Here is a 26,149-nt window from a genome sequence, read left to right as displayed (position 1 = left end):
TGGTTTCAGGGCTGCCCGCTGGGGGTTTGTGTGATTGATCTCGCACTCTGGCTTGCTCCTCTCGACGGTGAAAATCCGTCCGGGAAGGATTTGCGCAACGATCCCGCTTTCCACGAGCTGGAGCGGCTCACCGAGCCCCAGGTCAAGGTCGTCCATGACGGCAACAACAAGCCCGCCTCGCAAAGCACCATACCGGTCGACTGGCCCGCCGTTCTCGGCAAGGTCGAGGAACTGCGCGCGCATGGCCGGGACCTGCGCTTGCTTGTCCTTGTCGCGCGCGCGCTGGCCAATGAACAGGGCCTGGCTGGATTCGCGCAGGGCCTGACCCTGATTGCGAAGAGCTTCGACCAATATTGGGAAACCATGCATCCGGCGTTGCGGCCGAACGCTGCGCCACGCGATGCGGCCTTGCGCCGTCTCAACGCCCTCGCAGACCTCCAGAATGGCCAGGACGGACTGCTGGCGGACCTGCGGCTAAGGACGTTCTTCGCGCCGCGCGCGATCGGACCGATCACCGGACGCGATCTGGAAAAAGGCGCGCTCGACGAGCGTGTCATGCTCCAGGAAGCCGCTTCGGGACTGAACGCGGCTGAAAAGGCGGCGCTGGCCAGCGCCCACAGCCAGCTTCTGAACCGGGTACGCGCCGGATGCGCGGCACAGGCGGACCAGGCCAATGCGGAGATGGTGTCGCTCCTCGCCGACGCCCGGGCAGCGATCGCCGCCCTCGATGCGGTCGAGACGGCGCTCAACGCTCACCTTGAGGGCAGCGGCGGCGCCATTGCCGCGGAATTAAAGCGGTTTCTGCAGCGTCTGCTGACGACGCTCGAGCGGAATTCGGCCCCCGATGCTGCAACGAACGGCGCGGCGAAGCCTCCTCCCTCGCCCGCGGAACCGGCAACGCCTGCTCGAAACGGTCATGGAGCCGATACGATGGCAAGTATGGCAAGCTACGCGGAGTCCGGCAGCAGCGGCCTGCCCGACCGGATCTCGTCCCGCGACGACGTCGTCAAATGCCTTGACCTTGTTGTCGCCTTCTACGACCGCACCGAACCGTCGAGCCCGATCCCGCATCTGGCACGGCGCGTACGCCGGATGGTTCACATGGATTTTGTTGAACTGATGGAAGATCTCGCCCCTTCGGGGCTGAAGGAATTCCGGCTCCTGGCCGGCGTTCCCGATGCCAAGAAGGCCGCTCAGAAGGATGAAAGGTAGCAACACATGCCAGCCGAAAGCAAAGCGAAGGTCATCGAACGAAATCGCGCGCCGCGGGTGCAGATCGCCTACGACGTTGAAACCTACGGCAGCCCGACGACAATCGAATTGCCGTTCGTCATGGGGGTGATGGCCGATCTTTCCGGTGCCTCGCAAACCAAGGAAGCGTCGAAATCGGTACTCGACCGCGCTTTCGTCGAGACCGACGCGAACCGCTTCCCCAAGTTCATGGAAGCGCTTGGGCCGCGGGTGAAGGCGCGGGTGAAGAACACGCTCCCGCAGGCCGAAGGCCAGGAGCGCGACGAGGAACTGGCGCTTGACCTCACCTTCACCAAGATGGGCGATTTCGCCCCCGACAAGATCGCTGAGCAGGTTCCGCAACTGGCCGAGATCCTCAAAATGCGTCGTCAGCTCGAGGAACTGCTCGGCTTCATGGATGGCCGTGTCGACGCCGAAAAGCGCATCGCGCAACTTCTGAACAACGAGCCGCTTCTCGGCAAGATCGCCAACCAGGCACTATCCGACGACGACAAGGCTGGGGAGTAAGTCATGGCCGAACAGCAAAAAACCGCAGCCGTCACCGCTGAGGCGGAAGCAATAGACCTCGGAGAATTCAGCGGGCTGCTGGAGAAGGATTTCAAGGTCAAGAAGGACGACAGCGAGAAGCTGCAGCAACTCGTGCGTAACCTGGCACTGGCCGCGCAATCCCGTTCCGACACCACGACTATTTCGTCCAATGCGATCAAGTCGATCAAGTCGCTGATCGCAGGCATCGACAAGATGCTGACGACGCAGGTCAACGAGATCCTGCACGCGCCGGAAGTGCGCGAGATGGAGGGCACGTGGCGCGGCCTCTGGTATCTCATCAACAACACCGAGACGGATCAGAAGCTGAAGATCCGGGTCATGAACATTTCCAAGGAGCAGCTCGCCGACACGCTTGAAGACTATGAAGGCCAGATGTGGGATCAAAGCCCGATCTTCAAGAAAGTCTATACGGACGAGTATTCGATGCTTGGCGGCGAGCCGATCGGCTGCCTGGTCGGCGCCTACGAATTCTCGAACCATCCGCGCGACGTCGGCCTGTTGCGCAACATGTCCGGCATCTGCGCCTCGGCGCATACGCCGTTCATCGCGGCCGCCTCGCCACGCCTGTTCCGGATGGACAGCTGGCAGGAACTGCCGAACCCGCAGGACCTGCAGATGATCGTCTCCAATCCGGCCTATGCCTCGTGGCAATCGCTGCGCGAGAGCGAGGACGCGCGCTATATCGGCCTGACCATGCCAAGGGTGCTGGCGCGACTGCCGTATGGCACGGATACCGTTCCGGTTAAGGGCTTCACCTTCGAGGAAGAGGTACAGGCCGATCACAACAAATACGTCTGGATGAACGCCGCGTTCCCGATGGGCGTCAACATCAACCGCAGTCACAAACTCTATGGCTGGGGTACGCAGATTCGCGGCGTCGAGAACGGCGGCACGGTGATAAACCTGCCTGTGCACAGCTTCCCGACCGACGACGGATCGATCGCGATGAAGTGCCCGACGGAAGTCGCCATCGACGACCGGCGCGAGGCGGAACTGGCCAAGCTCGGCCTGATGCCGATCCTGCACCGCAAAAACACCGATCTCGCGGCTTTCATCGGCGCGCATTCGTTGCAGGACGACGAGACGCGCGCCGGGCGGCTGGTCGATCCCGACGCCCAGTCGAACGAACGGCTGAGCGCCAATCTGCCCTATCTTTTCCCGGTCTCGCGCTTCGCGCATTACCTCAAGGCGATCGCGCGCGACAAGATAGGGTCGTTCAAGGAGCGCTCGGACATGCAGATCTGGCTGACCGAGTGGATCAACCGCTACGTGCTGGCCAACCCGGCCTTCGCCGACGACAAGGCGCGCGCCAAGCGCCCACTTGCCGCTGCGGAGGTCCAGGTGGACAGCGTCGAGGGGCGGCCGGGCTATTACAATGCCCGCTTCTATCTACGCCCGCACTACCAGTTGGAGGGTATCAACGCCTCGCTCCGGCTGGTGTCGGAACTACCGTCCGTGAAGACTTGATTTGCAGCAACATCATCTTGTTTTGATTGAAAGCGGTGGAGAAAGACAATGCCCACAACAGTGAAGATCGATGGCTTTTTAAAGGTTCCGGATATCAAAGGCCCAAGCGTTCGCGACGGCCACGAAGATGAAATCGAAGTCCACGGTGTCGACTACAAGATAGTCGCGCCTTACGATCCGAATTCGCTCTCGCGTCGCGGTCGTGTGTCCCTCGGCATGATCAAGTTCACCAAGCACTATGACAAGTCGTCGCCATATTTGAAAAAGGCGCTGTTCGACAACAAGGCGCTGGACGAAGTTGTGTTCTCCGCACGCCGGACCATCGACGGCGAGACCAGCGACTACCTGGTCGTCACCCTGACCGACGCCTCGATCATGGAATACGACATGTCGCAGGCCGAGGACGAGGAAGACCTGATCCAGGAGGAGGTCAGCTTCGCCTACAAGAAGATCAAGTTCGTCTATGACAAAGACGACGAAATCGAAATGGATGTCTATGTCGGCAAGTGAGGCCCGGCGGTCCGGCGCCGACAAGCTGCAGGTTACCGGCAGTTCGCGGGCGAAACGCGAAGCGGTCCAGCCCTCTCTCTGGGACCGCCTCGTCAACGACCTGCCGGGCGTGACCTCGGAAATAGACGGGCTGCGCCAAGTCTTGCACGACGAGCTTGGCACAGACCGGCTGGACATCCTTGTTGCGGGAACCCCGCGGGTCATCGACGCCGACGCCGAGCTCACGTCCGATCAGAAGCAGCGCCTGCATCGCCTGATCTTTCAAACCCAGCATCGTGCGGAGATCGAAAGCCGTGGCGTGGTCGTATCGGCCCGTGTCCTCAGGGAGGCCGTGCGTCGCGACATCGAAGCTCTGTTCAACACCGAGCGCTTCGAGGCCATTCCACTTCTTTCCGATCTCGAAAGCGAACAGGCCGCCGACAACCCGCCGTCGCTTGCCGATTTTCCGGAGGTTCGCCGAAGTGTGGTCAATTACGGCGTGCCTTCGTTTTCGGGTCGTTCGTCCCGCGACTTCGATCGCGAAACCCTGGCGCGCGAGATCCGTTCCATCCTCGCCACGTTCGAGCCACGTCTCAAGGAAAGCGCAACAAAGGTTACGGTGACCCTTGGCGACAAAACCGTGGGCCTGAAGATCGAGATAGACGCTGTGCTGATCATGACGCCGACGCCGGAACGCATGCGGCTGCGCACCACGATCAATCTCGATAACGGCTTGGCGCGGACCGAATTTAGGGAAGCCTGAGAGATGGATCGGGTCTTCGTAGAGTATTACGAGGAGGAACTGACCCATATCCGTGCACTCGCGGCGGAATTTGCCGACATGCATCCGGCTGTGGCGCGCAATCTTTCACTCGATACGGTCCCGTGTCCGGATCCGTATGTCGAGCGGCTGCTTGACGGCGTTGCCTTCCTCGCCGCGCGCACCCGGCTGAAAGTCGATGCGGAGCGCTCGCGGTTTTCACGCAGCGTGCTCGATGTCCTCTATCCCGATCTGGTTTCACCGGCGCCGGCAACGGCGATGGCGGTGCTGAAACCCGGCCAGCAGGTCCAGTCGATGATTGCCGGCCATGTCATCAAGCGCAACACGCGGCTGGTCTCCAGCCTGCAACCCGGCCTGTCGACGCGCTGCACATTCACCACCGCGCAGGAAATGACGCTGTGGCCGATAGCCATCACTTCGGTCGGCTATTTTCAGGATCGCAGCGCGCTGGCGGCGGCAGGCATAACGCCGATCGGCGGTGTGGGCGGCGAGGCAGCGCTCCGCATCACGCTGGCTCGAACCGGTAAGGGCAAGCTCAACGAATTGGCGCTGGACAGGCTTGATCTCTATTTTGCCGGGCGCACGAAGGCGCCGCTGCTGTTTGACGCGATTTTTGGCGCCTGCTCGGCGGTCGGCGCACGCGCCGAAGGCAAGAGCAACCCGCTATCGCCTTTGCCGGAACCCGAAATGGTCGGCATCAGCGACGACGAGGCCCTGATGCCTCGTACCCGTCCGACATTCGAGGGGTATCGACTGCTGCGCGAATATTTCATGATGCCCGAGCGCTTCCACTATGTGCGGATTTCAGGGCTGCAACCCGTCCTGCGCAAATGCGAGGCCGGGATAGAGATCATCTTCATGTTCCGGCGTCCGGTGGCCGAGCTTGCCGACCTGACACCGGCCGATTTCGAACTGTTCGCAACGCCGATCATCAACCTCTTCGAGCGTGAGTGCAACGTCATCGAACTCGATCCTCGCAAGACGCGGCAAGTACTGCATGCCGACCGCACGCGGGCGCGGGACTTCGAGATCTATCGGGTCACCCGCGTCGAGGATGCCGACACCGAGGGCAACGATGCCGAAATCCCGGAGCTCTTCAGCCTCGGTCAAAACCGCGGCAGTGGCTGGGTCTACTCCACCGAACGGCGCCCTCGCCGGGCCACCGAGGATGAACGGCGCGACGGCCTGACCCGCACCTCATACACCGGGGACGATGTGTTCCTGTCGATTTCCCGTCCGCTTGGAAGCCCGCCGAACCGTCCGCTGAAGCGGGTCGACATCATGGCGCTTTGCACCAACCGCGATCTGCCGATCCTCGACGACAATCCCACCTTGACGCTGGAGACAGGCGATCCCGTCGAGACAGTCAGGCTCCTGGGCGCATTGCGTTCACCGCAGCCGGCCATCCCTGCGGCGCTGCCAGCGGGCGCCGAGGGCGAATCCCGCGCCGACAATCTCGCCTGGCGTCTCGTGGCGCAACTCGCGCTCAACTTTCTCAGCCTTGCCAAGGAAGGTCGCGGCCTGGATCCGCTGCATGCGTTGCTCGATCTCTATGCCGACCGGGGCGATCCGAGCCTCGCCCGCAACGTGCATTCGTTCGTTCGCGTTGACTCGCGGTCGGTCATCGAGCGGCTGCAGATCGACGGGCCGATGTGCTTCGGACGGGGCACGGAAGTGACGCTGCATGTGGACCAGTCGGTCCTGGCGGGGCAAAGCACATTGCTGCTTTCGGCCTTGCTGGCGCGGCTGTTTGCCCGTCATGCCGGAATAAACGGCTTTGTGCGGACCCGCACGCGGCTGCTGCAGAAGCAGGAGGATGTGCCATGGCCGATGACGCCCGGCAATCGCTACCTGATCTAGACACATTCGACCTGGACCGGGCCGAGGGGCTGTCTGAATCGTTCGACTTCTTCGAGCTGCTGCGCCGGCTCGAACGGAGGGGCGGTCTGTTCGGCTATTCCGGCCAGCCGGATCGCGAACCTGCAAGGCTCGGACAGCATGTGCGTCTCAGCTTTACCGCCAAGGACGTGGTTGAGTTCCGCGACGCGAAGGACAAGACGCCCGGGAACGACAAGTCGTCGAAGGACAAATCCTCGGGGAACGACAGGGTGCCGGCCCGGGTCACGGTTGCAAATATCGGGCTGATGGGACCGGAAGGCCCCTTGCCGCTGCATCTGACGCGTTGGGTGCTCGATCGCCTGTCGCAGCGCTGGTTCACCGGCGCCGACGCGCGGCAGACCAGCGACACGACCTTCGTGGACTTCGTCAACATTCTTCAGCACCGCATGATTGCCCTGTACTATCGGGCCTGGGCGGATGCCCACCCCGCGGTACAGGTGGAACGTGCGGTCGGCGGCCGCGTTCGCGCCATGCTTGAAGCCATGGCGGGGATCGGCCTGCCTGGCACTGGGAATCCCGATCTCGACACGGTGAAGCTTCGCCAGGCCGCTTCGCTCGCCAGCCAGGTCGACGGCCCGGAGCGCCTGACGCTGTTTCTGGCGGAAGCGTTCAAGGTGCCGGTCCAGCTCAAGGAATTCGTCGCCGCGTGGATAACCATACCAGCCCCGCTCCAGACGCGCCTTGCCAAGGCTTACACCGCGCTCGGTCGCGGGGCGACGATCGGCCCGCGCGTTTTCAACCGCCAAAGCCGGATCGAACTCCGCGTCGGCCCGCTCGGATATGAGGACTTCAAGGCGTTCCTGCCGGGTGGCCAGAGCCTGAAATTATTCAAGCAGGCTGTCCGCGACATGGTCGGGGAATCGCTCGACGTCGATCTGCGGATCGTGCTCGCGCGCAACGCCGTGCCGCCGCCGCATATCGGAGCGGTACAGCTCGGCCGGACCGCCTGGCTTGCGCGCCCCCCCGAAAGGGGAGATGCTGACGATATGCGGCTGCGGACGATCGTCGGATGGCGGCCGGAATTGGCGGAGGTCGCGGCATGAGCCTGCTGCTGACGCTGGAGCAAGGACCCCGTACCCAGGCGGTTAGGCAGACCCGGCTGGACGAGGGTGAACTGGTGATCGGCCGCAGCGCGGACGCGGGCTGGCAGATCGACGATCCCGACATGTTCGTTTCGCGCGCCCATTGCAAGATCACCGGCGGGCGGGACGGATATTTCGTCACCGATACGTCGAGCAGCGGGCTGTTCATCAACGACTCCAACAGTCCGCTGGGCGCTGGCCAGTCCGCGCGGCTGCAAAGCGGCATGCGGCTCAGACTGGGCGACTATGTCGTATGCGTCGACCTGCAGTCGCCGGTAGCCCAGGCACCGGCAAGCAGTCAGTCGGTCGCGGAACGCCCGCCGCCGGCGTCTCGTGTACCGATCAGCATCGGCCACGACGACTTTTTTTCAGCCAAGGTCGAAGAGGAGCCACGGCGACCGAGGCCGGCCGATCTGCCGAACCCGTTCGAGCAGCCGGTGCCAGGAGCGTTCGAGCGTGCCAATCAGCGCAGTTCACCTGCCTTCGACGACCCGTTCAGCCTCGACCCGGTATCAACACCCGCGCCGAACGGCGCAGCCTATCCCGAACCACGTGGTGCGCCAGGCCCCGCTGACCCATTCAGCCTCGATCCGGTGCCTTCCCGCAACGGTGCAACCGAGTCCGTTCCAGGAAAGTCATCCGAATTCGATGACGATTTTGGTTTCGAGCCGGCCGCGACGCCCGATTTGAAAAACGGCGCCGGCCCGTCCGGTCAACGCGAACGCGCCGCCGTAAGGCCGCAATCCGCCAATCCGTGGGACCTGCCCGCGCAACCGGCTGAGGCGCCTCCTCCACCAAGAACGGGCGCTGCCGCCAAAGCTCCCCGGCCGGAAGCGGCGGGGCTCAATGACACGGCGCTTCGCACGGCGTTCCTGCGTGGCTTGGGCATTGAGGAAGCCGATTTTCCGGGGCGCGACACCGCCGCGGAAATGGAGAAGTTCGGTCGCGAATATCGGCTGATGATGGAAGGCCTGATGCAGCTTCTGCGCAAGCGAGCCGAAGAAAAGGGAAGCGCTCGGGTCGCCCAGACGATGGTCGGGGCTTCTGAGGTCAATCCGCTCAAGTTTCTGCCGACGGTCGACGACGCCATCGTGACCATTATCGCCGAGCGTAGCCCCGGATTTCTCGCCGGCGAAGCAGCAATCGCCGACGCGGTCCGCGATCTCGCGCAACATCACGTGCGCGCCTGGCGCGGCGTGCAGACCGCCTTGCGGCGGATGATTGACCGTTTTGACCCGGCGGCGATCGAGGAAGAGCTGAAATCGAATTCCGCGATCGGCACCCTGCTTTCAGGCGGGCGTGGCGCCAAGCTGTGGGAGCTCTACCAGAAACGCCATCGTGAAATCGCCCAGAGCGCGGAAACGAGCTTTCTTGGTGAAATCGGCGCAGATTTTCGGGACGCATATGAGGAGGAGTGAGACATGATCGATCGACGCGAATTCGTCATTGCCCTGGGCGCGACGGGGCTGCTTGCGGCTTGCCAGAGCGGTCCGCCAAAGCCGTCGGCCATCACGGTCAACCTGACCGGCGCTGCCGGCATGAACCCGGGACCGGGTGGCGGCGACCGGCCCGTGACGGTCCTGGTGATGCGGCTGCGCAGCACCGGTAAATTCAACTCGGCCGATTATTTCGCGCTGCAGGGCGATGCCGGCTCCGCGCTCGCAGGCGACCTCATCGGATCCGACCAGATGTCGGTCGCACCGGGAAAGACCGCGACCAAAATCATCACCGTCGAGCCGGACGCAACTGCGCTGGGCTTCGTTGCACTGATCCGCGAGCCCGGCGGCAGAAACTGGCGGACAACCAAGTCCGTTTCGCCGGGATCACAATTTACCGTCAACGTAACGCTTGGTAGCGGCGGAATTTCCGCCTAGCGGCCAAGGCAAGGGGTGCTCGATGCAGAGAGTGGCGGCATGAGCGATGCAAACAGGGTGCTGTGGTCCGAAGGACTGTTTCTGCGGACCCAGCATTTCCAGCAGCAGGATCGTTTTTTCGAGGCGACTGTGCGCGGCGCTTTGCAGGCCGGGCAGTTGCACACGTTCGGCTTTCAGCAGCTGACGCTGGACCAGGCAATGCTCGATGCCGGCCAGGTCTCGATCCTGTCGGCACGGGGCATCTTTCCGGACGGGACTCCCTTTTCGATCCCGGACATGATGGACGCGCCGCGACCGCTACCGGTGACGCCGGATACGGGCGCCGGAGCGGTGCTGGTCGCCTTGCCGCTCGAACCTCCCGGCGGCGTCGGCTTCGATCCGGCACACACGGCGTCCAGCGGCGCACGCTATCATGGGCGGATCGTTGCGGTGCGCGATGCCGTGCAGGGAGGTTCCGACCCCGAAGAGATCGAGATCGCCCGTCCGCAGGCGCTGCTGCTTGCCCCCGGAAAGTCGGTTGGCGGTTACACCGCCCTGCCCATAGCCGAAATCAAGGGCGTTCGAGCCGATGGCGGGGTGTCCCTGGACGAGACGTTCCTGCCGCCGACCTTGGTTACCGGCGCTGTGGCCGGGTATCGGCAATTGCTTCAGGAAGTCGTTACCGGCCTCGACCAGATCGCCGAGGCGCATGGCAAGATGGTCATGGGCGGACCAGGGCGCAGCGTCGAAGATTTGTTGATGCTCAATCTCGCCAATGCGGCGCGGCCGCGACTGGCCCACATGCTGGCGCAGGATGTTTTCCATCCGGCCGAGCTTTATCTTGAGCTTGCCGGTCTCGCCGGCTCGATGGCGACTTATGGCTCCAGCGCGCGGCGGCTGGGCGAGTTGCCGGCTTACGATCACATGGCGCCTGGACCCGCATATTCGGCGCTGGCGGATGCCCTGCGTTCGCTTATCCTGAGCCTGCGCTACATCGAGCCGAAATCACGCGCGCTGCCCGTCATGCGGCATTCGACCAATGTCTGGAAGATCCGCATCGACAATCCGAAGCTCCTGGTGGCCAGCCGGATCGTCATCCGGGTCGGGTCCGAGCTGTCGGAGGACGCGCTGCGCAAGATATTCGTCAATCAGGCGACTGTCGGCGCAGCCGATCAGTTCGAGGGCCTATGGAAGTCCCGCCTGCCCGGCATCCCGCTGAAACCGCTTCATTCGCAACCCCGTGAAATCCCCTACGATGGCGATCGGCTGTGCCTTGAGCTGGACCAGAAGAGCGAGCACTGGGCCTCGCTGCTCGATGCCCCAGGCTTCGTCATCGGCGTTTCGGGCGTGTTGCCGAGCGAGCCGCAGGTGGACTGCTACTCGGTGAACAGGTGAGATCATGAGCCGAGATGATCCTTTCGGACTGTCGGAGGATCGTGAACGCACTCGCATACGGCTGACCGGCGCGCCGATGCCGCGCCCGATGGCGCCACTCCTGCCAGGCGCGCCGATAAAGCGATCCCGCGCTCACCCGAACGCACTTGTCAATGCGTTCGCACCCTTGCTCGAATTCGCGCCCGAGCTTGAAAGCGCGCTGCCGCCGGAGAATCCGGAAGCGCTGCGCACCCGGTTGCTCGACGAACTGGTTCGGGCACGCGATACGGCGATGGCGGCGGGATCCTCGCTGGAGCGAGCCGATCAGGCAGCCTGGGTGGTGGCGGCGCTGCTCGACGATCTGGCGTTGAACACGCCATGGGGCGGTGCAAGCGCATGGCCGCGTCAGCCGCTCGTGGTCATGCTCCGCGGCGATGTCGATGCCGGCACGCAGTTCTTCACCCGTCTCGACGAACTGGAGCGCCACCCGAACCGTGATCGCGAATTGCTGGAGCTGCAATATCATTGCCTGGCACTCGGCTTCCGCGGCAAATATCGCGTGCCCGGCCGGTCGGGCGACCGCTCGCTCAATGCCGTTCGCGTGGCGGCGGCACGCTTCCTACGCGATGCCGACGCTGAAGGCGCGCCGCTGTCGCCGAACTGGAAAGGCGTGATCGCCTCCGACGAGCCGCAGCGCTTCATCGTTCCGATCTGGGTAATGGCGCTCGGCGCCGCTGTTGTCGCCACCGCAATCCATATCGGGCTCTCAATGGGGCTAAGCAGCCAGGGGGTCGAGCTTTCCGCCCTTGTTCGCGCCCTGCCGCCTCCCACCCGCGGTGATATCAGCCGCACGTCGCCACAGGTCGACGCGCCGCCGCCAGAGGCCGTGGATTTTGCGCTGCTGCCGGAATTTCAAGCCGGGGCGCCGGCCAATCTCAGGTCTGCCCTTAGAGGTACCGAGAGCGTTTCCCTGGCGAAGCTGGTCGTTCAGGCCTCCAACCCCGAACTGTTCCAGTCGTCGCGGGCGCAACTGACCGACGGTTTCGAGCCCCTGATCGGTTCCATCGCCAAGGTGATCCTCGCCAATCAGGAACTGATCGGAAACATCACGGTGGTCGGTCACACCGACAGCGTTCCGCTGCAAAGCTCCAATCCGCTCTCCACCAACCAGCGGCTGTCCGAAGCGCGCGCGGCGACCATTGCCGACATGCTGGTCCAGAGCGGAGTGCCGCGGGACCGCGTTCGTTCCGAAGGCCGCGCAGCCACCGATCCCGTAGCCAAAGACAGCACACGCGAAGGCCGGGCCTTGAACCGCCGCGTCGAGGTGCTGGTCGAAAAGAGGCTGTGAGATGTTCATCCTGCGCTTCCTCTGGGCGGTTCTGACATCGCGCTGGCTCTGGACGCTGATCGGCATCACGCTGCTTTCCCTGGTTATCTGGGTGTTCGGCCCGATCGTCAGGGTCGGTGCTTACGAACCCTTCGCCTCGGAAACTGTGCGGATCGTCATTATTGCGCTGCTGGTCATCTTCTGGCTGATCTGGCTGATCGTCGCCCAGCGCCGGGCGATCCGCGCCAACCGCATGTTCATCGCCGAGATCGCCGCGCCAGCGGTGGAAAAGCCGCTCAGCCCGGGCGAGGAGAACGTCGCCGCCGTCGGTGCCAAGTTTGCCGAAGTGATGGCCGAACTGAAGCGCCGCAAGCTGGGCGGGCGCAAGTTCCTGCGCGAAATGCCCTGGTACTTGATCGTCGGGCCGCCGGCCACCGGCAAGACCACGGCCCTGCGGCAGTCCGGGCTGAACTTCCCGATCGACCTGACCGACGACCTGCAGGGGGTTGGCGGCACACGTAACTGCGACTGGTTCTTTTCGGAAAACGCGGTTCTGATCGACACCGCCGGCCGCTATGTCCAGCAGGAGAGCCAGCCCGACGTCGATGCGGCGGAATGGCTGGGTTTCCTCGACCTTTTGAAGAAGCACCGGGGTCGCCGGGCGCTGAACGGGGTGATCGTCGCGCTATCGATCGACGTGCTTTCGGAGGGCGACGAAGCCATCAAGGCACATGGTCGCAAGATCCGCCGTCGGTTGGCAGAGCTCAACGACCGGCTCGAGATCCGCCTTCCGGTCTATCTGATGCTGACCAAGGCCGACCTGATCAAGGGTTTCGAGGCTTTCTTCGGCGGCCTGTCGACGGCCGCGCGCGAGCAGGTGTGGGGGACGACCTTCGCGCTGGACGCGCGCGTCGACGCAAAGACCATAGAGCGGGAAATCGCCACGCTGGCGACGGAACTCGAGCGGCGGCTGGTGCCGCGCCTGGAGGACGAGGACAAACTCGCCGCCCGCGCCGAGATCTTCAGGTTTCCCGCCCAGCTCGCAAGTCTGTCCGAACCAATCCAAGTGCTGATCGAGGCAATGTTCGGCGAAAGCCGGTACGAGGAAGCCGCCTGGCTGCGCGGCCTCTATCTGACGTCAGCGACCCAGGAAGGGGCGCCCATCGACCGGCTGGCCGCGGCGCTGTCTTCTTCCTTCGGTCTTCCGCCGCGACGGGCCATGCCGGCGCAGCGCATCGAAAAACGCAGCTTTTTCCTGAAGAACCTGCTGACCGAGGTCATCTTCAGGGAAGCGGGCCTGGGGACGTTCGATCCGCTGGCGCAGCGCCGCCGCGCCTGGATCTGGCGTGGCGCCGCCGCCGCATGTACCGCCGCGGCCCTGTTGGCCGGCGCGATGTTCACCTGGTCCTACTATGACAACCGCAATGCGATCACGGCGCAGGTAAGCCAGTTCGAGGCGCTGCAGACGCCGCTGACCGCGGCCGCGGCAAACCCGGCGTCGGTGGCGCAGCCTGCCATCGATGGCGCGCTCAATGCGATGGCTGAGGTCGCAAATGCCCGAACGGCGCCGCCAGGCAGTGCCCAGGATCTGCTCGGACCATCGGCCTCGGCGGAGCTGCTGCGCGCGCAGGCCGACACCTACGACCACTCTCTGCGCAACGTTCTCGAGCCGCACATGATCGCTCTGCTCGAGGCAACCATGTGGCGGCAGATCCGCGATCCGGATTTCATGCTGGGGGCGCTGAAGACCTATCGCATGATGACGGGCCTGTCACAGATGGATTCCGATTTCGTCCAGAACTGGTGGGTGAACGATTTGCCCGAATTCGCGCCCACGGCGCCCTTTCCGACCGCCGACGCGGAAGAGCACCAGCTTGCCGCGATCCGCCGCATGGCGGTCGACGACAGCTATATCGCGCCGGATCAGGCGCTGGTTGCCGAGGCGCTGAAAACAGTCTGCACGATTTCGTTGCCGGCGCGTGCCTACAGGCAGCTGCTGGCCGACCCGGCGGTGGCCGGGCTCAAGGAATGGATCCCCGCGAATTTCGCCGGACCTAACGGCGCCAAGGTTTTTGCGCGGCGTTCCGACAAGACGCTGCGCGTCGGCATTTCGGGGGCATTCACTTATTCCGGCTTCCACGATGCCATTCTCGACCGGGTCGAGGATGTCGCCGCCCAGGCGGCGCTGGATCGGGCGGTCTTCGCCGGAGGCTGTTCGGAAAATTCCGAGACCTCCGTCTCGGCGCTGTCCGAGGACATTCTGAAGCTCTATTACGAAGACTACATCGCGCAATGGGACAGTTTCCTGCGCGATATGAGGCTCGCGCCGTTGACCGACCTGAATGTCGCCAGCGAGAATCTCAAGGACCTTTCAAGCGCCGATTCCGCGCTGAAACGCCTGCTCACGGCAGTCATTCAGGAGACCGACCTTACCCGATCCGATGAAGCGCCGGCCGATAACAAGGCAGCGGCCAAGGGCGGCTCGAAACTGCTGGGCAAACTCGGCAAGTTGGGAAAGATCGTCAAGACGGGAGCCAAACTGCTGCCGCGCGCGGGCTCCCCCGACGAGGTGGATCTGACCGGCAGTCTGGTGGCCGAACACTTCAAACCGCTCAAGGGCGCAATCGCCGAGGTTGACGGCCAGCCGCCGGCGCTCGATGCCGCGGTGGTGGCCCTGACCGCCCTGTCCAACGTGCTGCAGACAGTCACGGCCAATCCCGATCCCCAGGACGCCATCAAGAAGCAGGGCGGCCTAGCCGAGCTGACGGGAGCGGTCGCCAGGCAAGCGCAAATCCTGCCCGATCCGGTCGACGACTGGCTCGGCGGCATCGCCGGCGACACCAGCGGCCTGACGCAGAAGGCCGTCACCTCGGAGCTCAACGCCATCTGGCGCGCCGACATCCTGCCGTTCTGCCAGGCAGCGCTGAACGACCGTTATCCCTTCAGCCCCGAAAGCGCGGTCGACGTCAATGTCCGCGATTTTTCTCGTCTGTTCGGGCCGGCCGGAATGATCGACGCCTTCATCAACGATCACCTGATCAGCTATGTCGACACCGCCAGCCAGCCATGGAAATGGCGCGCCGATTTTGGCCTGGACGCTTCGGCTCTGGCGGCGTTCGAACAGGCCAGGCGGATCCGCGACGATCTCTTTCCCGGCGGTACGGGTCCGGTGATGAACTTCACGCTCGAGCCCAAGGATCTGTCTCCGAACGTCACACGCGTCACGCTCAATCTCGATGGCCAGAACCTCGTCTACTTCAACAATGCGACGCGCCCGCAGCCGATGACCTGGCCCGGCAAGGACGGCACCGGCGTCATCTCGCTTGCCTTCCAGCCGATCGACGGCTCACCCGAAATCATGCTCAACGAGACCGGCAGCTGGGCATGGCTGAGGATGCTACGCAGCGGCCGCTTCACCGGCACCTCGCTGTCTGACGTCTACAGCCTGCGATTGGGCACGCAAGGCATGTACGCCGACTTCGAGCTCAAGGCGGCAAGCGTCGAAAATCCCTACAATCTTCAGATGTTCAAGAAGTTCTCATGTCCGCCCCAGATATGATCCTGCCCGGCTTTTACGGCAAAATGCCTGCCACCGGCGATTTCGTCACGCGGCGGCTGCCGGGGGATTTTGTGCGCGTTTGGGACCGCTGGCTGGCGCAGCACATCGTCCCGCTGATGGGTTCGGAGGCCTGGCCGCAGAATACGGCGCTGCGCTTTCTCGCTGGCCCTGCCTCCTTCGGCGCATCGGCGGGCATCATCTTGCAGAGCGCCGACAGGGTCGGCAGGCAGTTCCCGCTGAGCGTCGTCGCGCAGCTCTCCGAAGCTCCCTTCCAGCTTACTCATGGCGACGAATGGTTCGACAGCATCGAGGCTGCGGCCTTCGCCGCCCAACGCGTTGAGCTCACACCCGACGAACTGGATGCCGCACTGACCGCCCTGCCGGTGCCACCCATTGAGGAGGGCGGAGATGTCATCGACGACATGGTGATGTGGACCGCCCGCTCGGACATTTTCGACATCGACCCGCAATCTCCGCAAGCGACGCTTGAACAAATCTTCGCCGCCAACTGGGAGACCAGTTGATGCAGGCAGAAGGTGTTCTCTGGATATCGGTTCACTGGCGTTGGAGGAGTCCGGCCTGAATGTTGCCGCTGTCAAACCAAACACCGTTCGCAGCAGAAGGCCTATGGACCCGCGACGAGCGTGGCCAGGAGGTGTGGCTGGTCGCGATCAAGGCTTCCTTCCAGATCGACCCCGACGGCAAGCAGACGCCCCTGAAGGAACAGGTTCCCATCAACATGGCGCCGGTGTTCGCCGCCGATCCCAATGAACTATTCGATGACGACGATTTCCACATCGAGAAGAAGCACACCGATGTGTTGGTTGAGGGGCATGTTTACGCACCTAAAAGCCAACCGAACGTCGAGTGCACGGCGCGCCTGAAGGTTGGCGATCTGGATAAGATCATCAATGTGACTGGCGACCGGATATTCGTTCCTGGCCCGGTTTCGTTCCGCATGAGTCGCCCAGAGCCATTCGTCAAAATGCCAATCAGCTGGCGTCGCACCTACGGCGGCACGGATATGGAAGGCTCGAAACCGGATTGGGACCAGCGCAATCCGATCGGTGCCGGGTTTGCCGTGAACCCTCAAAGGCTCGTTGGCAGGACAGCGCCCAATTTCGAATATCGCGACGCGCCCTACCGCGATCACCGGAGTGGCCGGCCTGCCAGTTTCGGCCCAGTCGCACACCATTGGCAGCCGCGCGCAAAATACGCGGGCACCTACGGCGAAGAATGGAAGAAGACGCGCGACCCGCTGCTCCCTCACGACTTCAATCGCCTATACTATCAATGTGCGCCAGAAGATCAGCAAACCAAAAAACCACTAGTCGGCTATGAGGATGTCCGGCTGGGCGGATTGAACGCCGATGGATTTATGCAGTTTCTTCTGCCGCGTATCACCTTCGACATCACAACGCATTTCAAGAACAAACCAGATGTCAAACACGAAGAGCCTTCGATTCAAACGTTGCGATTAAGACCGGATGACCGGCAGTTCAGCATAACTTGGCTCTCCGCACTCCCCGTGCCTTACGACGAGGAGAAACTCAGCACCACGACCATCCGCATTCGACGGCGCGCAGGCGTTTCTCCCGCAGTCAGCCGCACCGGCGTTTGGACAGGATCTGATTGATGGCCGGTGGCAGCACCATAGTTATCATTGGGGTCGGTGCTCGCACGCCGCTCGGATTTTCCGCTGCAGCCAGCTCCGCGGCGGTGCGCGCCGGAATATCAGGCATCCAGGACCACCCGTATATGATCGATCGTTTCGGCGAACGTATGAAGGTGACGCGAGACGTTGGCATCGACGCGGCGTTGAATGGCCCGCATCGCGCGGCCGCGATCGCCACCACGCCGGCGCTCGATGCCTTGGCACCCCTGCGTAAGATCGGACATTCCGTGCCGATTGCACTGATCGTATCGACTGGCGAACCACGTCCAGGGCAGAACGGCGATTTCGCCGGGAGGATGTATGCTGAGCTTGGCGCCAGGCTATCCCACGACGCTAGGCTCGAAGGAGGAGGGTCCATCGCGGGGGGACATGCCGGGGGGCTGCTCGCCCTTTACCATGCATACAAGATGTTGAAGGAGGACAGAGCCAAATTCTGCCTAGCCGGAGCCGTGGACACTTATCTCGAACCGGAAACACTAGAGTGGTTGGACGAAAATGAACAGCTCCATTCCGACGGGAATATCTATGGCTTCTGTCCCGGCGAGGCCGCCGGGTTCTGCCTGATGACAACACTGCAGACCGCGCAAGACTTCGGCATTGACCCTCTCCTGCAGGTGGTCGGCATGTCCATCGCCAGCGAGGAGAGCCGGATCAAGACGCAAACTGTTTGCCTCGGCGACGGGCTAAGTGCCGCATTCCGCTTCCTATTCGAGAATGCACCCGCCCACCCGGTCGATCGCATTATCTGCGACATGAATGGCGAACGCTACCGCGGCAATGAGTATGGTTTCGCCGTGCTGCGTAATCCCGGTCGGTTCAAGGATGCCGCCGATTTCGAGACCCCGGCGGATTGCTGGGGTGACGTTGGCGCTGCATCAGGTCCGCTGTTCGTCAGCTTGGTCACCGAGGCTGAAGCCCGAGGTTACAGCAAAGGACCGCTTTCCCTGATTTGGGCGAGCTCGGAAAACGGCACGCGCGCAGCCGCGTTGCTCGGTGGCGCAAGGAGCACACGCTGATGCCAACGCACATCACCGTGAATGGCCTTGGCCTCACACACAAGAGTTCGACCGGGTTCTCAAAGGCCACGATACCCGACGTCTGCAAAACGCCCACTCCTGGCGGCCCTGTGCCGATGCCGTACCCAAACTTCGCGATGAGCAGCACGTTGGGAGACGGAACCACGACCGTCTTTGCCAAGGGCGGCGCGATGATCGCCAACAAGGGCTCGCAGTACAAAATGTCCATCGGCGACGAGCCGGGGACGGTCGGCGGCGTAAAGTCGAACACCTTCAAGCAAGCTACAGATTGGATCACTTACTCCTTCGACGTTAAAATGGACGGCAAGAACGCTTGCCGTGACACTGACAAGAAATTCCACAACAACAAAAACACCGTCGACCTGATGGGGAACGCTAACCCGGCACCAGGGACAAATTCCACGTTTGACGCCCTAAAGAAGATGGTGTGCGAATGCGACGTGGACGAAAAAACGATCAGCGATGTCCCAAAATCTCCCAAGTCGACCTACTGTCGGCGGCTGGGGGATGCGAAACATGACTGCGTCGATAAAAAGATCGTGGATCATAACGGACAAGGGAAAGAGCCCGTCATCGGCGCCGAGTCGGGCTGGAAGAAGGACGATCCATTTTCCGAGAATCCAGCGACCGACATGGTTGGCTTTTCGAGAAAGGGAAGTCGACAATGGCAACGCAGCGGATCTGGCTGGCCCGACGCGGTAGGGATGGATGAAAACGGTGATCCACAACAGTGTTTCGATTTCAAGTTCAAATGCAAAGGGACGAAAAAGAAAGGCGCAAAGCCGACTCCTTGGGGAAAAGGTCAGCGTAGAAAGCAGGAACGGATTACGCGGGAGTTTGGAAGCGATCCCGACAAGTATCCCCCTATCAAGATCTGCAACATCGAGTGCTATCAATGACGACGGAAAGCAATCTCACAGTTCGAAATGAGCACGGCACGATCGTAGCGCTACCGACCATTTGCCTTTCACTTTTCAGTGACGATTCACTGGCCGCGGTGATGTTGTCGACCGCCGATGTCATTGAGCGATATGTCAAGCTGATAGGTTCCGACAAGCTGGCAATTCGGTACGATGCTGATGGAAATGATCGCCCACTAACCCCCAATCGATATGCTCGCGACCTTAAGACCCTGAGGAACGCGCAATCCCGCCAGACGATCGAGGAAATCCTCTATGACTCAGCGATCGATGAGTGGGTAGGGGCGTATTCCGTTAGCTTTTTCGGCATCGATCCCAATTCCGAGGACGCCGAGCCGGAAGAGGCGAGCATGCTCATCCTAACTCTCCCATTTGATGCCGTCACAAGCATCGGCGCTGACGCGTTGGCTGAGGAGTTTCGGCAAATGGTTTCTGTTTTCTCACGGCTTTCTTACGGTTACGCTTCGTATTGCCTACGTAGGACGGAAGCTACGTCCCATATGGCGACTGGCGGGATTAATGCATTGATTGCTAGGTATCTAGGCCTAGATCCTTCTTATTTACCGATGCAGAATAAGATGAGAGGAAAGACTTTTGGAGCGCACTGGATAGATTTTATTGGAAGACCTCTGGTTGAGAAGCTCAAACGCTCGAGTATCATCGCCGACGTCCAGCATGCGGTGGTTCACGACCTTTCGGATGGAGGTTTGATGATTCAGAACTCCAAGGTGCCTGCCCTCGGTGACGTCAATCGCCGGGCGACAGATATAGGGTCCATGCCGGAGACCGCGCGCGCAATAAAATCGCTTCGCAGCCGCGTAGCAAACTTTGGTGACCCAAATTTCAATGCGCAAGACTGGCTTGCGCGCTTCGACGATCTTGAAGTTGAGGATTGGAACAACGCGCTATGATCACGCGACCGTTCGCGGTGAAGCATCAAGTTAGTCGGGCATCCGGCCAGATTGAATTGAACGTCCTGCTAAACGACAAGGTTGACGCAAAGCTCATTATCGAATCGATTGACCGGGGAATTCGCTCGATCGAAAGCCTCGCAGCACTTTCGCCGGATCCTAAAATCGCTGGATTTTCTATATTGGACCAAACGCGCAACGAAAACGCGTTCCGGTGGTATCTGCGTTGTCCGGTAGCCGACCCCTCCCTTCTCGCCAAAGTTATCAACATCGTTCATGGTGCCAGCCTTGAGAACGATAGCGTCAAGGAGATCACGCTTGTCGCAGAGGGAGCTGACTTGGATTTGTCGGAGGGGCCAAGGCCGTTGGTAATCAGCTTCCCGTTCGAAGTGCTGAACGAGACGGAAGGTCAAAAATTGACGGTAGTGCTCGAATTTCAGGACGTGACGACCGAGGAGCAACGAGCGCCATTTGTCGAAGCCTGGGACAACTTTGCGACACTCGCCGAACTCGGCGCATTCTACGATCTCGAACACCCGCCGGGAAAAGCTTTCGCCGTAGCTGATCGCTTTCCGCTCTCCAACGCATTGGAAATAGTTATGCGCTTCGAGCGCTACAAGTTCGACCTGTCCCACCTTTCCGAGCTATTCGGCGCGTTCTCGACGCTCCATCGTTCGATAGCGCCAGTAGAGCGCGTCATCGTGTCCTGACGTCGAGCGGCACGACATCCATTTCTTTCCCTCCCCAGTCCTTAACCTTCTCCGCCACGGGGACCCTGGCGCCAAAATCTCCAAAATGATCCTCGAAGGCATGGCCAAGCTCGGCCGGGTTGAGCGTGAACAGGTCCGCCCCCTTCGCCTCCGGAAACAGTTCCAGGAGCGCACCGCCGGCCGCAACTGCCAGTGCCGGATTGCGCATCTGGTGGATCAGCCAGTGCAGCACTGTGCGGTCACCCAGCATGCCGGCGCCGCGCACGGCTAAAGGCGCGGTCTCGGGCGATCTCAGCAATGTGCCCATCCAGGCTCGCACGTCCTTGTCGGGCGCGGCCGTGATCGCCGCGCGCAGGGCCGTCATTGCGCTGGAGCCGCCGCTGACCGCCACCTTCCGTAATTCGGGGCTGGCCAGGTCGCCGGAGCCGAGCTCGTTTAGCGCCCAGGCCGCCCAGAACCGAGCGAACTCGTCGTCATCGGTCAAAGCCGCTGTCAATTCGTTGACAAGGTCTGCGCGTTTCAGCGTCCCGGCGAGGCGCACACTGGTAGCGCGAACGCGCGTATCCGGGTCGCGGACAAGTCTCCCCAGCATCTGCTTCGGGTCGACGCTATGCCCGAGGCAGGCCGATACGCCGAGAAATCGCTTGAAGGCATCCGGCGCGCCGATCCAATCCCGCACCAGCGGGGCGATCGTTCCAGGCAGGTGCCACGCCAACGCGCCGACCAATCCGCGAGCGTCGTCCTTGCTTTGAAGGCCGAATTCGACCGCATCAGCCACGCGACGGTCGTCATTCAGCTCTATCGCCATCCATCCATAGAGGAACAGTTCGCCCTTCTCGGGGAAATCCTCATATGCCGCGGTGATGAACGGCCAAGCGGCAGGCCCAGCGATACGCAGGCCATCGAGGTTGGCTTCCAGGCGCCGATCGACGCCGGCGACCACATGACGGTCCGGCGGATCGTCCATCATCAGCGTGTCGCGCTGCGCCCAGAAGAACGCGACCTGCTCGGCGTACTGCCTGACGACATCCGGGACTATTGGCCGCTCCGGCGCGCCTTCAGATTTTGGCTTGTCGGTTGCCGCCAGCATCAGTTGAGATCGATCGATCCGCCACGGATACGATTGGCGGCACTCGCCTGGCTGGTGACATACGTGCCGCGAATGGTGATGCGGCCATCCTTTTCCATGAGGATCGTCGCCTTGCCGCATCGCAGTTCAATGCGCTCTTCCCCAATGATGCGAACGCGCTCACCGTCGCGCACGACTTGCGGCGCTGTGGTCTTGTGTGCCGGGTCGACGACGCGGCCGACGATAAGCGGCTTGGCGGGATCGCCCTCCTGAAAGAGCAAAGCCACCTCGGAGCCGACCATATCGGACGTGAGTACAGTCAAGCTGCGCGCTGGCATCGCTGTCTCTTCCGGATTGCCGGGGAACACCACCAGCGGCGATGCGGCGTCGTCGAAACCGAGAAAGATGCCGATCACCACACCGTCAATGCGTTCGCGAACGTCACTCATCGCCACACCCTCAATTCTCGCTGATCTTCGAGCCCTTCATAGTGATGTCGCTCGACGCCTTGATGCTAATTTTGCCCGACGCCTTGACCGAAATATCCTTGCCCTCGATGCCGATCGTGCCATCTTTCTTCATCATGATTTTCGCCGATCCGGTCTGAATCAGAATCTCGTCGCCGGCGTCAATCACCAACTTCTTGCCGATTTTGATCGTGCCATTGCCTGTGACCGAAATGGCACTGTCTTTGCCGACGGAAAGCGAATGCGCGCCGGCCACGGATGTCGAATCGTCCTTGCCCACCGAAGCGGTGCGTCCGCCGCCGACCGTCGAGCCTTGATCCTTCGCGATGCTCTCGGTGTGGCCGCCGCCTATGGACACGCTCTGGTCGGAAGCGATCTGCCAGCTGTCCGTTGCGCCGATGCTGTGGCTCTGCGCGGCCCCCACCGTCACCGACCGTGTCGCCCCTATCGTATTCGCTTGTGGGCCGCCTACACTTCGGGTTTCAGAAGCACCCACTGAATCGATGCGCGCGGCACCGACTGTCACCGTCTGGACGAGCGCAACGGTCTGCGTGTGATTGGCGCCGATTGTCTCCGTCGAGTTCGCCCCAATACCGATCGTCTCGTTCGACCCCACCGTCAGCGACCTGTTCACCCCCACCGTCTCGGTATCGTTGTTGCCGATATCCGTGGTCTGGTCGACGCCGACCTTGACCGTCTTGTTGTTACCGACGTCCTCGTCGAGGTTGTGGCCGACGGAGTGCTTGGCGTCGTGGTCTATGCGGTCCGACTGGTCGTGCTGGACCAGCTTGGTGCGGTCGTTCTTGATCAGAAGGTTGTGGTCCTTCTGCGCCTGGAAGTTGACCAGTTCGGAGCCGGCCTTGTCCTCGAACATCAGCTCGTTGTAACCGCCGCCGCCTTTCGATGAGTCGGACTTCCAGCCGGATTGCGTGGCGCTGCCCGGCAGCCCGTAGGGCGGCATCTGCGAGGCGTTGTAGACCCTGCCGGTGACGATCGGCAGATCCGGGTCGCCTTCGATGAAATCGATGATGACCTCCTGGCCGATGCGCGGTATCTGGATGAAGCCCCAGCCGCTGCCGGCCCAGGTCTGCGAGACACGCACGAAACAGGAGCTGTTCTGGTCCTTCTTGCCCAGACGGTCCCAGTGGAACTGCACCTTCACCCGGGCATACTTGTCGGTGAAGATCTCCTCGCCGGAGGGACCGACCACCGTCGCCGTCTGGGGACCGCGCATGATCGGCCGGGGGGTAATTCGCGGCGGACGGTAGGGCAAGGCGGTCGGCGCGACACCCAGGATCACCTTGAAGTTCTCGCTGCCGACGTCGGCAAGGGCCCTGTAGCCCGGATCGAACAGCCGGTATTCGGCGCTGACCACCAGATACTCCTGGTTCTGATCCTCGCGCGGGAAACCGTCCAGCTTGAACGTGCAGCCGGAATATAGCCCACGCACGGTTCCGACAGCGGCGATGCGCTGGTGCACGGCCTGGACTTCCTCGCGCCGGATGGCCGCCAGGCTGTCGCCCCGACCCACATCGAGATGGGCGCCGGGCTGGCGGTAGTTCTCGCCCGCCGCCAATTTGTGGCCGAACGGCTGGGCGGATTTGGCCATCAGGTCGGCGCCTGGCTTGGTGAAGTCGTAGTCGGTATGGACATAGGCGCCTGGCCGCACCGAACTGCCCGGAATCCATTCCGTTATATACTCGACATCGCGCCGCGAGCCCTGCCCTTCAAAGTGATAAGGCACCTTTTCGTAACCCGGCGCAGGCTTCAGCTTGCTCATCGCATCGGCGAGCACAAGGGTGTGCTTGCCCTCGTCGTGCTCGAAGAAATATAGGATGCCTTCGTGCTCGAGCAGCCGCTGCACGAAATCGAGATCGGTCTCGTCATACTGCACGCAGTATTCGCGCGGCGAATAAGACCCCTGCAGGCGCTTCTCGAATTTTGCCGTGCTGTATTTCGAGAAAACCTCCTCGACGATCTCGATGACGCTCATGTTCTGGAAAATGCGGCAGTCAGTCGTGTTGCCGAGGAACCAGAGCCATGGCCTGATGACCGCTTCGTAATATGCCAGCCTGTCCTCGATCCGGGTGAGCCGAAATTCCGAGATCAGGCCGCTGAACCAGCGTTTCGGATCGGATTCACCTTCGATCGAAACAGCCCCGCCCAGCATCTTGAGCGGATCGATATCGGGGCTGTTACTCACGAACCCGACAGTATAGGCCAAACAACGACTGATCTCATCGCGCCCGACGAGATGGGTGAAGGTTAACAACTCGGCGCCCACCGGTGTCTGCACAACCGTGGCGCGTTGTTCGTTCGGCATGGGTCGTGCCCCTCCTGGACGCGGCCGCCAGTGTGGCGGATTTGAAGTTCCTGCTATGTGATCAACATCACCTTCAGGAACGCCACACTAGGCCATGTTGAGCCTACCACAGGTTTTCCTGCCGACCAAAAAAAGAACGAGCGGCAGCTGAACCCTGCCTTATCGATTTAATCGACTTGAAACGCTGCTGTCCTGTTATACTTGCAAGCTGCTAGAATGGTGGCGTATCGATCGGCGATCGACGGCGATTTTAGATGTTCATCAGGCTGCAGATCAACAATGTCGACGCCCTGCCCGCTGGCATCTCAACCGGCTATGCAGCCCGTGATCGCGGCTTCGAAATCGGACGCGAGGCTTGTGACTGGACTTTGTCCGACCCGGACAAGTTCATCTCCGGCCGGCACTGCGAGGTCAGGTTCGACGCGGGCGCGTTCTGGCTGTACGATGTCTCGCGCAATGGAACCTTCGTCAACGGATCGAGCCAGCGCATGGCCGGCCCGCATCGGCTCGGTCATGGCGACCGGCTGCTGATCGGCCGCTACGTCATCTTGGTATCGATTGACGACGAGCGCGCGACGACAGGCCAAGTTCAAGGCAATCGCGGTTCGACGCAACGGGAAATGCCGGTCGCCACCGGCCGGCCGCTGGACTTCGGCAACGAGCCTTTCTTCAGTCCGGCGGAGCAGCGGCCCGGGCAGCAGGCGCCAGCGTCGACGTCTTCGTTGCTGCAGCCCACTCCTCCGCCCTCGGCGGGGTCCGCACCCCGCCGCCCTGACTCAGACGAGATGCTGCGGGAAATCGCGATCGGAGCCGGCATCTCCCCGGAATTGCTTCAATCTCGTGATCCTCATGAAGTTGCTGCCGAAATCGGCGCGGTGCTGCGGACGGTGGTCGAGGAGCTGGCCTTGCTGCTGAAAGCACGGGCCGCTGCGAAGATATTGGCCAAGAGCACACACCGCACGATGATAAGTGCTGAGGACAACAACCCCCTGAAGTTCGTGCCGGGGACCGACGATATCCTTGAGATCATGTTCGCGCGGCGCAGGGCCGGCTATCTCGATGCCAGGCACAGCATCGAAGATGCATTCCGCGATCTCAAGACGCACGAATTTGCCACCTATGCAGCCATGCAGGCTGCTCTTTCGCGCTTACTTGACGACTTGTCGCCCGAGGCGATCGGCAAAAAGCTTCCGCCAACGTCGTTCAGCTCGAAGAAAGGCCTGGCCTGGGACGCCTTTGTCGCGAAATGGCGGACCATGGAGGAAGCCCACGAAAACGGCATGCTGGATATATTCCTGTCCTATTTCAGCGAAGCCTATGCCAAGGCCGACAAGCAAAAATAGAGCGGTGAGACCGACCCTGGCGCATAGAAGTGCATCCCCGAAAGAACGTGCAGTGCTATAGTC

General features: G+C 62.0%; 22 protein-coding genes. 19 read left to right on the top strand and 3 right to left on the bottom strand.

The features are described from left to right. The first annotated feature begins 30 nt into the window (after positions 1-30). The 18 genes from tssA to C9427_RS08135 are packed head-to-tail and all read left to right on the top strand — an operon-like array spanning position 31 to position 20,884. On the top strand, positions 31-1,212 hold the full coding sequence (gene tssA / locus C9427_RS08220) for a type VI secretion system protein TssA (RefSeq protein ID WP_107648630.1): 1,182 nt from the start codon (positions 31-33) through the stop codon (positions 1,210-1,212). Between the two features lie 6 nt (positions 1,213-1,218). Then, positions 1,219-1,758, top strand: coding sequence for a type VI secretion system contractile sheath small subunit (tssB, locus tag C9427_RS08215; protein ID WP_097574984.1), 540 nt, complete (start codon positions 1,219-1,221; stop codon positions 1,756-1,758). 3 nt (positions 1,759-1,761) lie between these two features. Next, complete coding sequence (gene tssC, locus C9427_RS08210) at positions 1,762-3,267, top strand: type VI secretion system contractile sheath large subunit (protein WP_097574983.1); 1,506 nt, start codon at positions 1,762-1,764, stop codon at positions 3,265-3,267. A gap of 48 nt (positions 3,268-3,315) precedes the next feature. Further along, positions 3,316-3,777 carry an Hcp family type VI secretion system effector gene (locus C9427_RS08205; RefSeq protein WP_008875170.1) on the top strand — a complete coding sequence of 154 codons (462 nt, stop codon included), beginning with the start codon at positions 3,316-3,318 and terminating at the stop codon, positions 3,775-3,777. Then, entirely contained in the window at positions 3,764-4,519 is a 756-nt protein-coding gene (gene tssE, locus C9427_RS08200; protein WP_107648629.1) for a type VI secretion system baseplate subunit TssE, read from the top strand. Before C9427_RS08205 ends, tssE begins: the two co-directional genes overlap by 14 nt. Positions 4,520-4,522: 3 nt before the next feature. Next, positions 4,523-6,397, top strand: coding sequence for a type VI secretion system baseplate subunit TssF (tssF, locus tag C9427_RS08195; RefSeq protein ID WP_107648628.1), 1,875 nt, complete (start codon positions 4,523-4,525; stop codon positions 6,395-6,397). After that, on the top strand, positions 6,361-7,479 hold the full coding sequence (gene tssG / locus C9427_RS08190; protein ID WP_107648627.1) for a type VI secretion system baseplate subunit TssG: 1,119 nt from the start codon (positions 6,361-6,363) through the stop codon (positions 7,477-7,479). Before tssF ends, tssG begins: the two co-directional genes overlap by 37 nt. Further along, the gene (gene tagH / locus C9427_RS08185) at positions 7,476-8,936 is read left to right on the top strand and encodes a type VI secretion system-associated FHA domain protein TagH (RefSeq protein ID WP_107648626.1); all 1,461 of its coding nucleotides are present in this window, start codon (positions 7,476-7,478) and stop codon (positions 8,934-8,936) included. Before tssG ends, tagH (C9427_RS08185) begins: the two co-directional genes overlap by 4 nt. 3 nt (positions 8,937-8,939) lie before the next feature. Next, positions 8,940-9,392 (top strand): type VI secretion system lipoprotein TssJ, encoded by a 453-nt coding sequence (gene tssJ / locus C9427_RS08180; RefSeq protein WP_107648625.1) that lies wholly within the window; start codon positions 8,940-8,942, stop codon positions 9,390-9,392. Between the two features lie 39 nt (positions 9,393-9,431). Then, positions 9,432-10,766: a type VI secretion system baseplate subunit TssK gene (gene tssK / locus C9427_RS08175; protein WP_107648746.1), complete on the top strand. Its 1,335-nt coding sequence runs from the start codon at positions 9,432-9,434 to the stop codon at positions 10,764-10,766. A 4-nt stretch (positions 10,767-10,770) separates the two neighbouring features. After that, complete coding sequence (gene icmH, locus C9427_RS08170; protein WP_107648624.1) at positions 10,771-12,093, top strand: type IVB secretion system protein IcmH/DotU; 1,323 nt, start codon at positions 10,771-10,773, stop codon at positions 12,091-12,093. 1 nt (position 12,094) lies between these two features. After that, on the top strand, positions 12,095-15,631 hold the full coding sequence (tssM, locus tag C9427_RS08165) for a type VI secretion system membrane subunit TssM (RefSeq protein WP_107648623.1): 3,537 nt from the start codon (positions 12,095-12,097) through the stop codon (positions 15,629-15,631). Next, positions 15,628-16,155, top strand: coding sequence for a type VI secretion system-associated protein TagF (tagF, locus tag C9427_RS08160; protein ID WP_107648622.1), 528 nt, complete (start codon positions 15,628-15,630; stop codon positions 16,153-16,155). The genes tssM and tagF overlap by 4 nt, the downstream gene beginning before the upstream one ends. Before the next feature lie 59 nt (positions 16,156-16,214). Next, complete coding sequence (locus C9427_RS08155; RefSeq protein WP_107648621.1) at positions 16,215-17,267, top strand: DUF2169 family type VI secretion system accessory protein; 1,053 nt, start codon at positions 16,215-16,217, stop codon at positions 17,265-17,267. Beyond that, the gene (locus C9427_RS08150) at positions 17,267-18,322 is read left to right on the top strand and encodes a beta-ketoacyl synthase N-terminal-like domain-containing protein (RefSeq protein WP_107648620.1); all 1,056 of its coding nucleotides are present in this window, start codon (positions 17,267-17,269) and stop codon (positions 18,320-18,322) included. Before C9427_RS08155 ends, C9427_RS08150 begins: the two co-directional genes overlap by 1 nt. Then, positions 18,322-19,242, top strand: a complete 921-nt coding sequence (locus C9427_RS34725) for a DUF4150 domain-containing protein (RefSeq protein WP_245437028.1) — start codon at positions 18,322-18,324, stop codon at positions 19,240-19,242. Before C9427_RS08150 ends, C9427_RS34725 begins: the two co-directional genes overlap by 1 nt. Then, positions 19,239-20,174 carry a type VI immunity family protein gene (locus C9427_RS08140; protein WP_107648619.1) on the top strand — a complete coding sequence of 312 codons (936 nt, stop codon included), beginning with the start codon at positions 19,239-19,241 and terminating at the stop codon, positions 20,172-20,174. Before C9427_RS34725 ends, C9427_RS08140 begins: the two co-directional genes overlap by 4 nt. Then, positions 20,171-20,884 carry a hypothetical protein gene (locus C9427_RS08135; RefSeq protein ID WP_107648618.1) on the top strand — a complete coding sequence of 238 codons (714 nt, stop codon included), beginning with the start codon at positions 20,171-20,173 and terminating at the stop codon, positions 20,882-20,884. Before C9427_RS08140 ends, C9427_RS08135 begins: the two co-directional genes overlap by 4 nt. Here the strand turns inward: C9427_RS08135 and C9427_RS08130 are convergent. Genes C9427_RS08130 through C9427_RS08120 form a run of 3 tightly spaced genes read right to left on the bottom strand, consistent with a single transcriptional unit; the run spans position 20,871 to position 24,743 of the window. Continuing rightward, complete coding sequence (locus tag C9427_RS08130) at positions 20,871-21,974, bottom strand: HEAT repeat domain-containing protein (RefSeq protein ID WP_245437027.1); 1,104 nt, start codon at positions 21,972-21,974, stop codon at positions 20,871-20,873. The genes C9427_RS08135 and C9427_RS08130 overlap by 14 nt on opposite strands. Next, a complete protein-coding gene (locus tag C9427_RS08125; RefSeq protein WP_107648617.1) occupies positions 21,974-22,402 on the bottom strand; it encodes a DUF6484 domain-containing protein in 429 nt (142 codons plus the stop codon). The genes C9427_RS08130 and C9427_RS08125 overlap by 1 nt, the downstream gene beginning before the upstream one ends. A gap of 10 nt (positions 22,403-22,412) precedes the next feature. Next, positions 22,413-24,743: a type VI secretion system Vgr family protein gene (locus tag C9427_RS08120; protein ID WP_107648616.1), complete on the bottom strand. Its 2,331-nt coding sequence runs from the start codon at positions 24,741-24,743 to the stop codon at positions 22,413-22,415. Between the two features lie 254 nt (positions 24,744-24,997). Here C9427_RS08120 and tagH (C9427_RS08115) point away from each other — a divergent pair, with 254 nt between their 5' ends. Then, a complete protein-coding gene (tagH, locus tag C9427_RS08115) occupies positions 24,998-26,086 on the top strand; it encodes a type VI secretion system-associated FHA domain protein TagH (RefSeq protein ID WP_107648615.1) in 1,089 nt (362 codons plus the stop codon). Positions 26,087-26,149: the final 63 nt, after the last annotated feature.

The organism is Mesorhizobium helmanticense, from assembly GCF_003034915.1.
Classification (GTDB): domain Bacteria; phylum Pseudomonadota; class Alphaproteobacteria; order Rhizobiales; family Rhizobiaceae; genus Mesorhizobium; species Mesorhizobium helmanticense.
This window is presented reverse-complemented; position numbering and strand designations above follow the sequence as displayed.

Coding starts and splice junctions, on each gene's coding strand:
- tssB (WP_097574984.1), top strand. CDS start 1,219: ATGCCAGCCGAAAGCAAAGCGAAGGTCATCGAACGAAATCGCGCGCCG.
- tssC (WP_097574983.1), top strand. CDS start 1,762: ATGGCCGAACAGCAAAAAACCGCAGCCGTCACCGCTGAGGCGGAAGCA.
- C9427_RS08205 (WP_008875170.1), top strand. CDS start 3,316: ATGCCCACAACAGTGAAGATCGATGGCTTTTTAAAGGTTCCGGATATC.
- tssE (WP_107648629.1), top strand. CDS start 3,764: ATGTCGGCAAGTGAGGCCCGGCGGTCCGGCGCCGACAAGCTGCAGGTT.
- tssF (WP_107648628.1), top strand. CDS start 4,523: ATGGATCGGGTCTTCGTAGAGTATTACGAGGAGGAACTGACCCATATC.
- tssG (WP_107648627.1), top strand. CDS start 6,361: ATGGCCGATGACGCCCGGCAATCGCTACCTGATCTAGACACATTCGAC.
- tagH (WP_107648626.1), top strand. CDS start 7,476: ATGAGCCTGCTGCTGACGCTGGAGCAAGGACCCCGTACCCAGGCGGTT.
- tssJ (WP_107648625.1), top strand. CDS start 8,940: ATGATCGATCGACGCGAATTCGTCATTGCCCTGGGCGCGACGGGGCTG.
- tssK (WP_107648746.1), top strand. CDS start 9,432: ATGAGCGATGCAAACAGGGTGCTGTGGTCCGAAGGACTGTTTCTGCGG.
- icmH (WP_107648624.1), top strand. CDS start 10,771: ATGAGCCGAGATGATCCTTTCGGACTGTCGGAGGATCGTGAACGCACT.
- tssM (WP_107648623.1), top strand. CDS start 12,095: ATGTTCATCCTGCGCTTCCTCTGGGCGGTTCTGACATCGCGCTGGCTC.
- tagF (WP_107648622.1), top strand. CDS start 15,628: ATGATCCTGCCCGGCTTTTACGGCAAAATGCCTGCCACCGGCGATTTC.
- C9427_RS08155 (WP_107648621.1), top strand. CDS start 16,215: ATGTTGCCGCTGTCAAACCAAACACCGTTCGCAGCAGAAGGCCTATGG.
- C9427_RS08150 (WP_107648620.1), top strand. CDS start 17,267: ATGGCCGGTGGCAGCACCATAGTTATCATTGGGGTCGGTGCTCGCACG.
- C9427_RS34725 (WP_245437028.1), top strand. CDS start 18,322: ATGCCAACGCACATCACCGTGAATGGCCTTGGCCTCACACACAAGAGT.
- C9427_RS08140 (WP_107648619.1), top strand. CDS start 19,239: ATGACGACGGAAAGCAATCTCACAGTTCGAAATGAGCACGGCACGATC.
- C9427_RS08135 (WP_107648618.1), top strand. CDS start 20,171: ATGATCACGCGACCGTTCGCGGTGAAGCATCAAGTTAGTCGGGCATCC.
- C9427_RS08130 (WP_245437027.1), bottom strand. CDS start 21,974: ATGCTGGCGGCAACCGACAAGCCAAAATCTGAAGGCGCGCCGGAGCGG.
- C9427_RS08125 (WP_107648617.1), bottom strand. CDS start 22,402: ATGAGTGACGTTCGCGAACGCATTGACGGTGTGGTGATCGGCATCTTT.
- C9427_RS08120 (WP_107648616.1), bottom strand. CDS start 24,743: ATGCCGAACGAACAACGCGCCACGGTTGTGCAGACACCGGTGGGCGCC.
- tagH (WP_107648615.1), top strand. CDS start 24,998: ATGTTCATCAGGCTGCAGATCAACAATGTCGACGCCCTGCCCGCTGGC.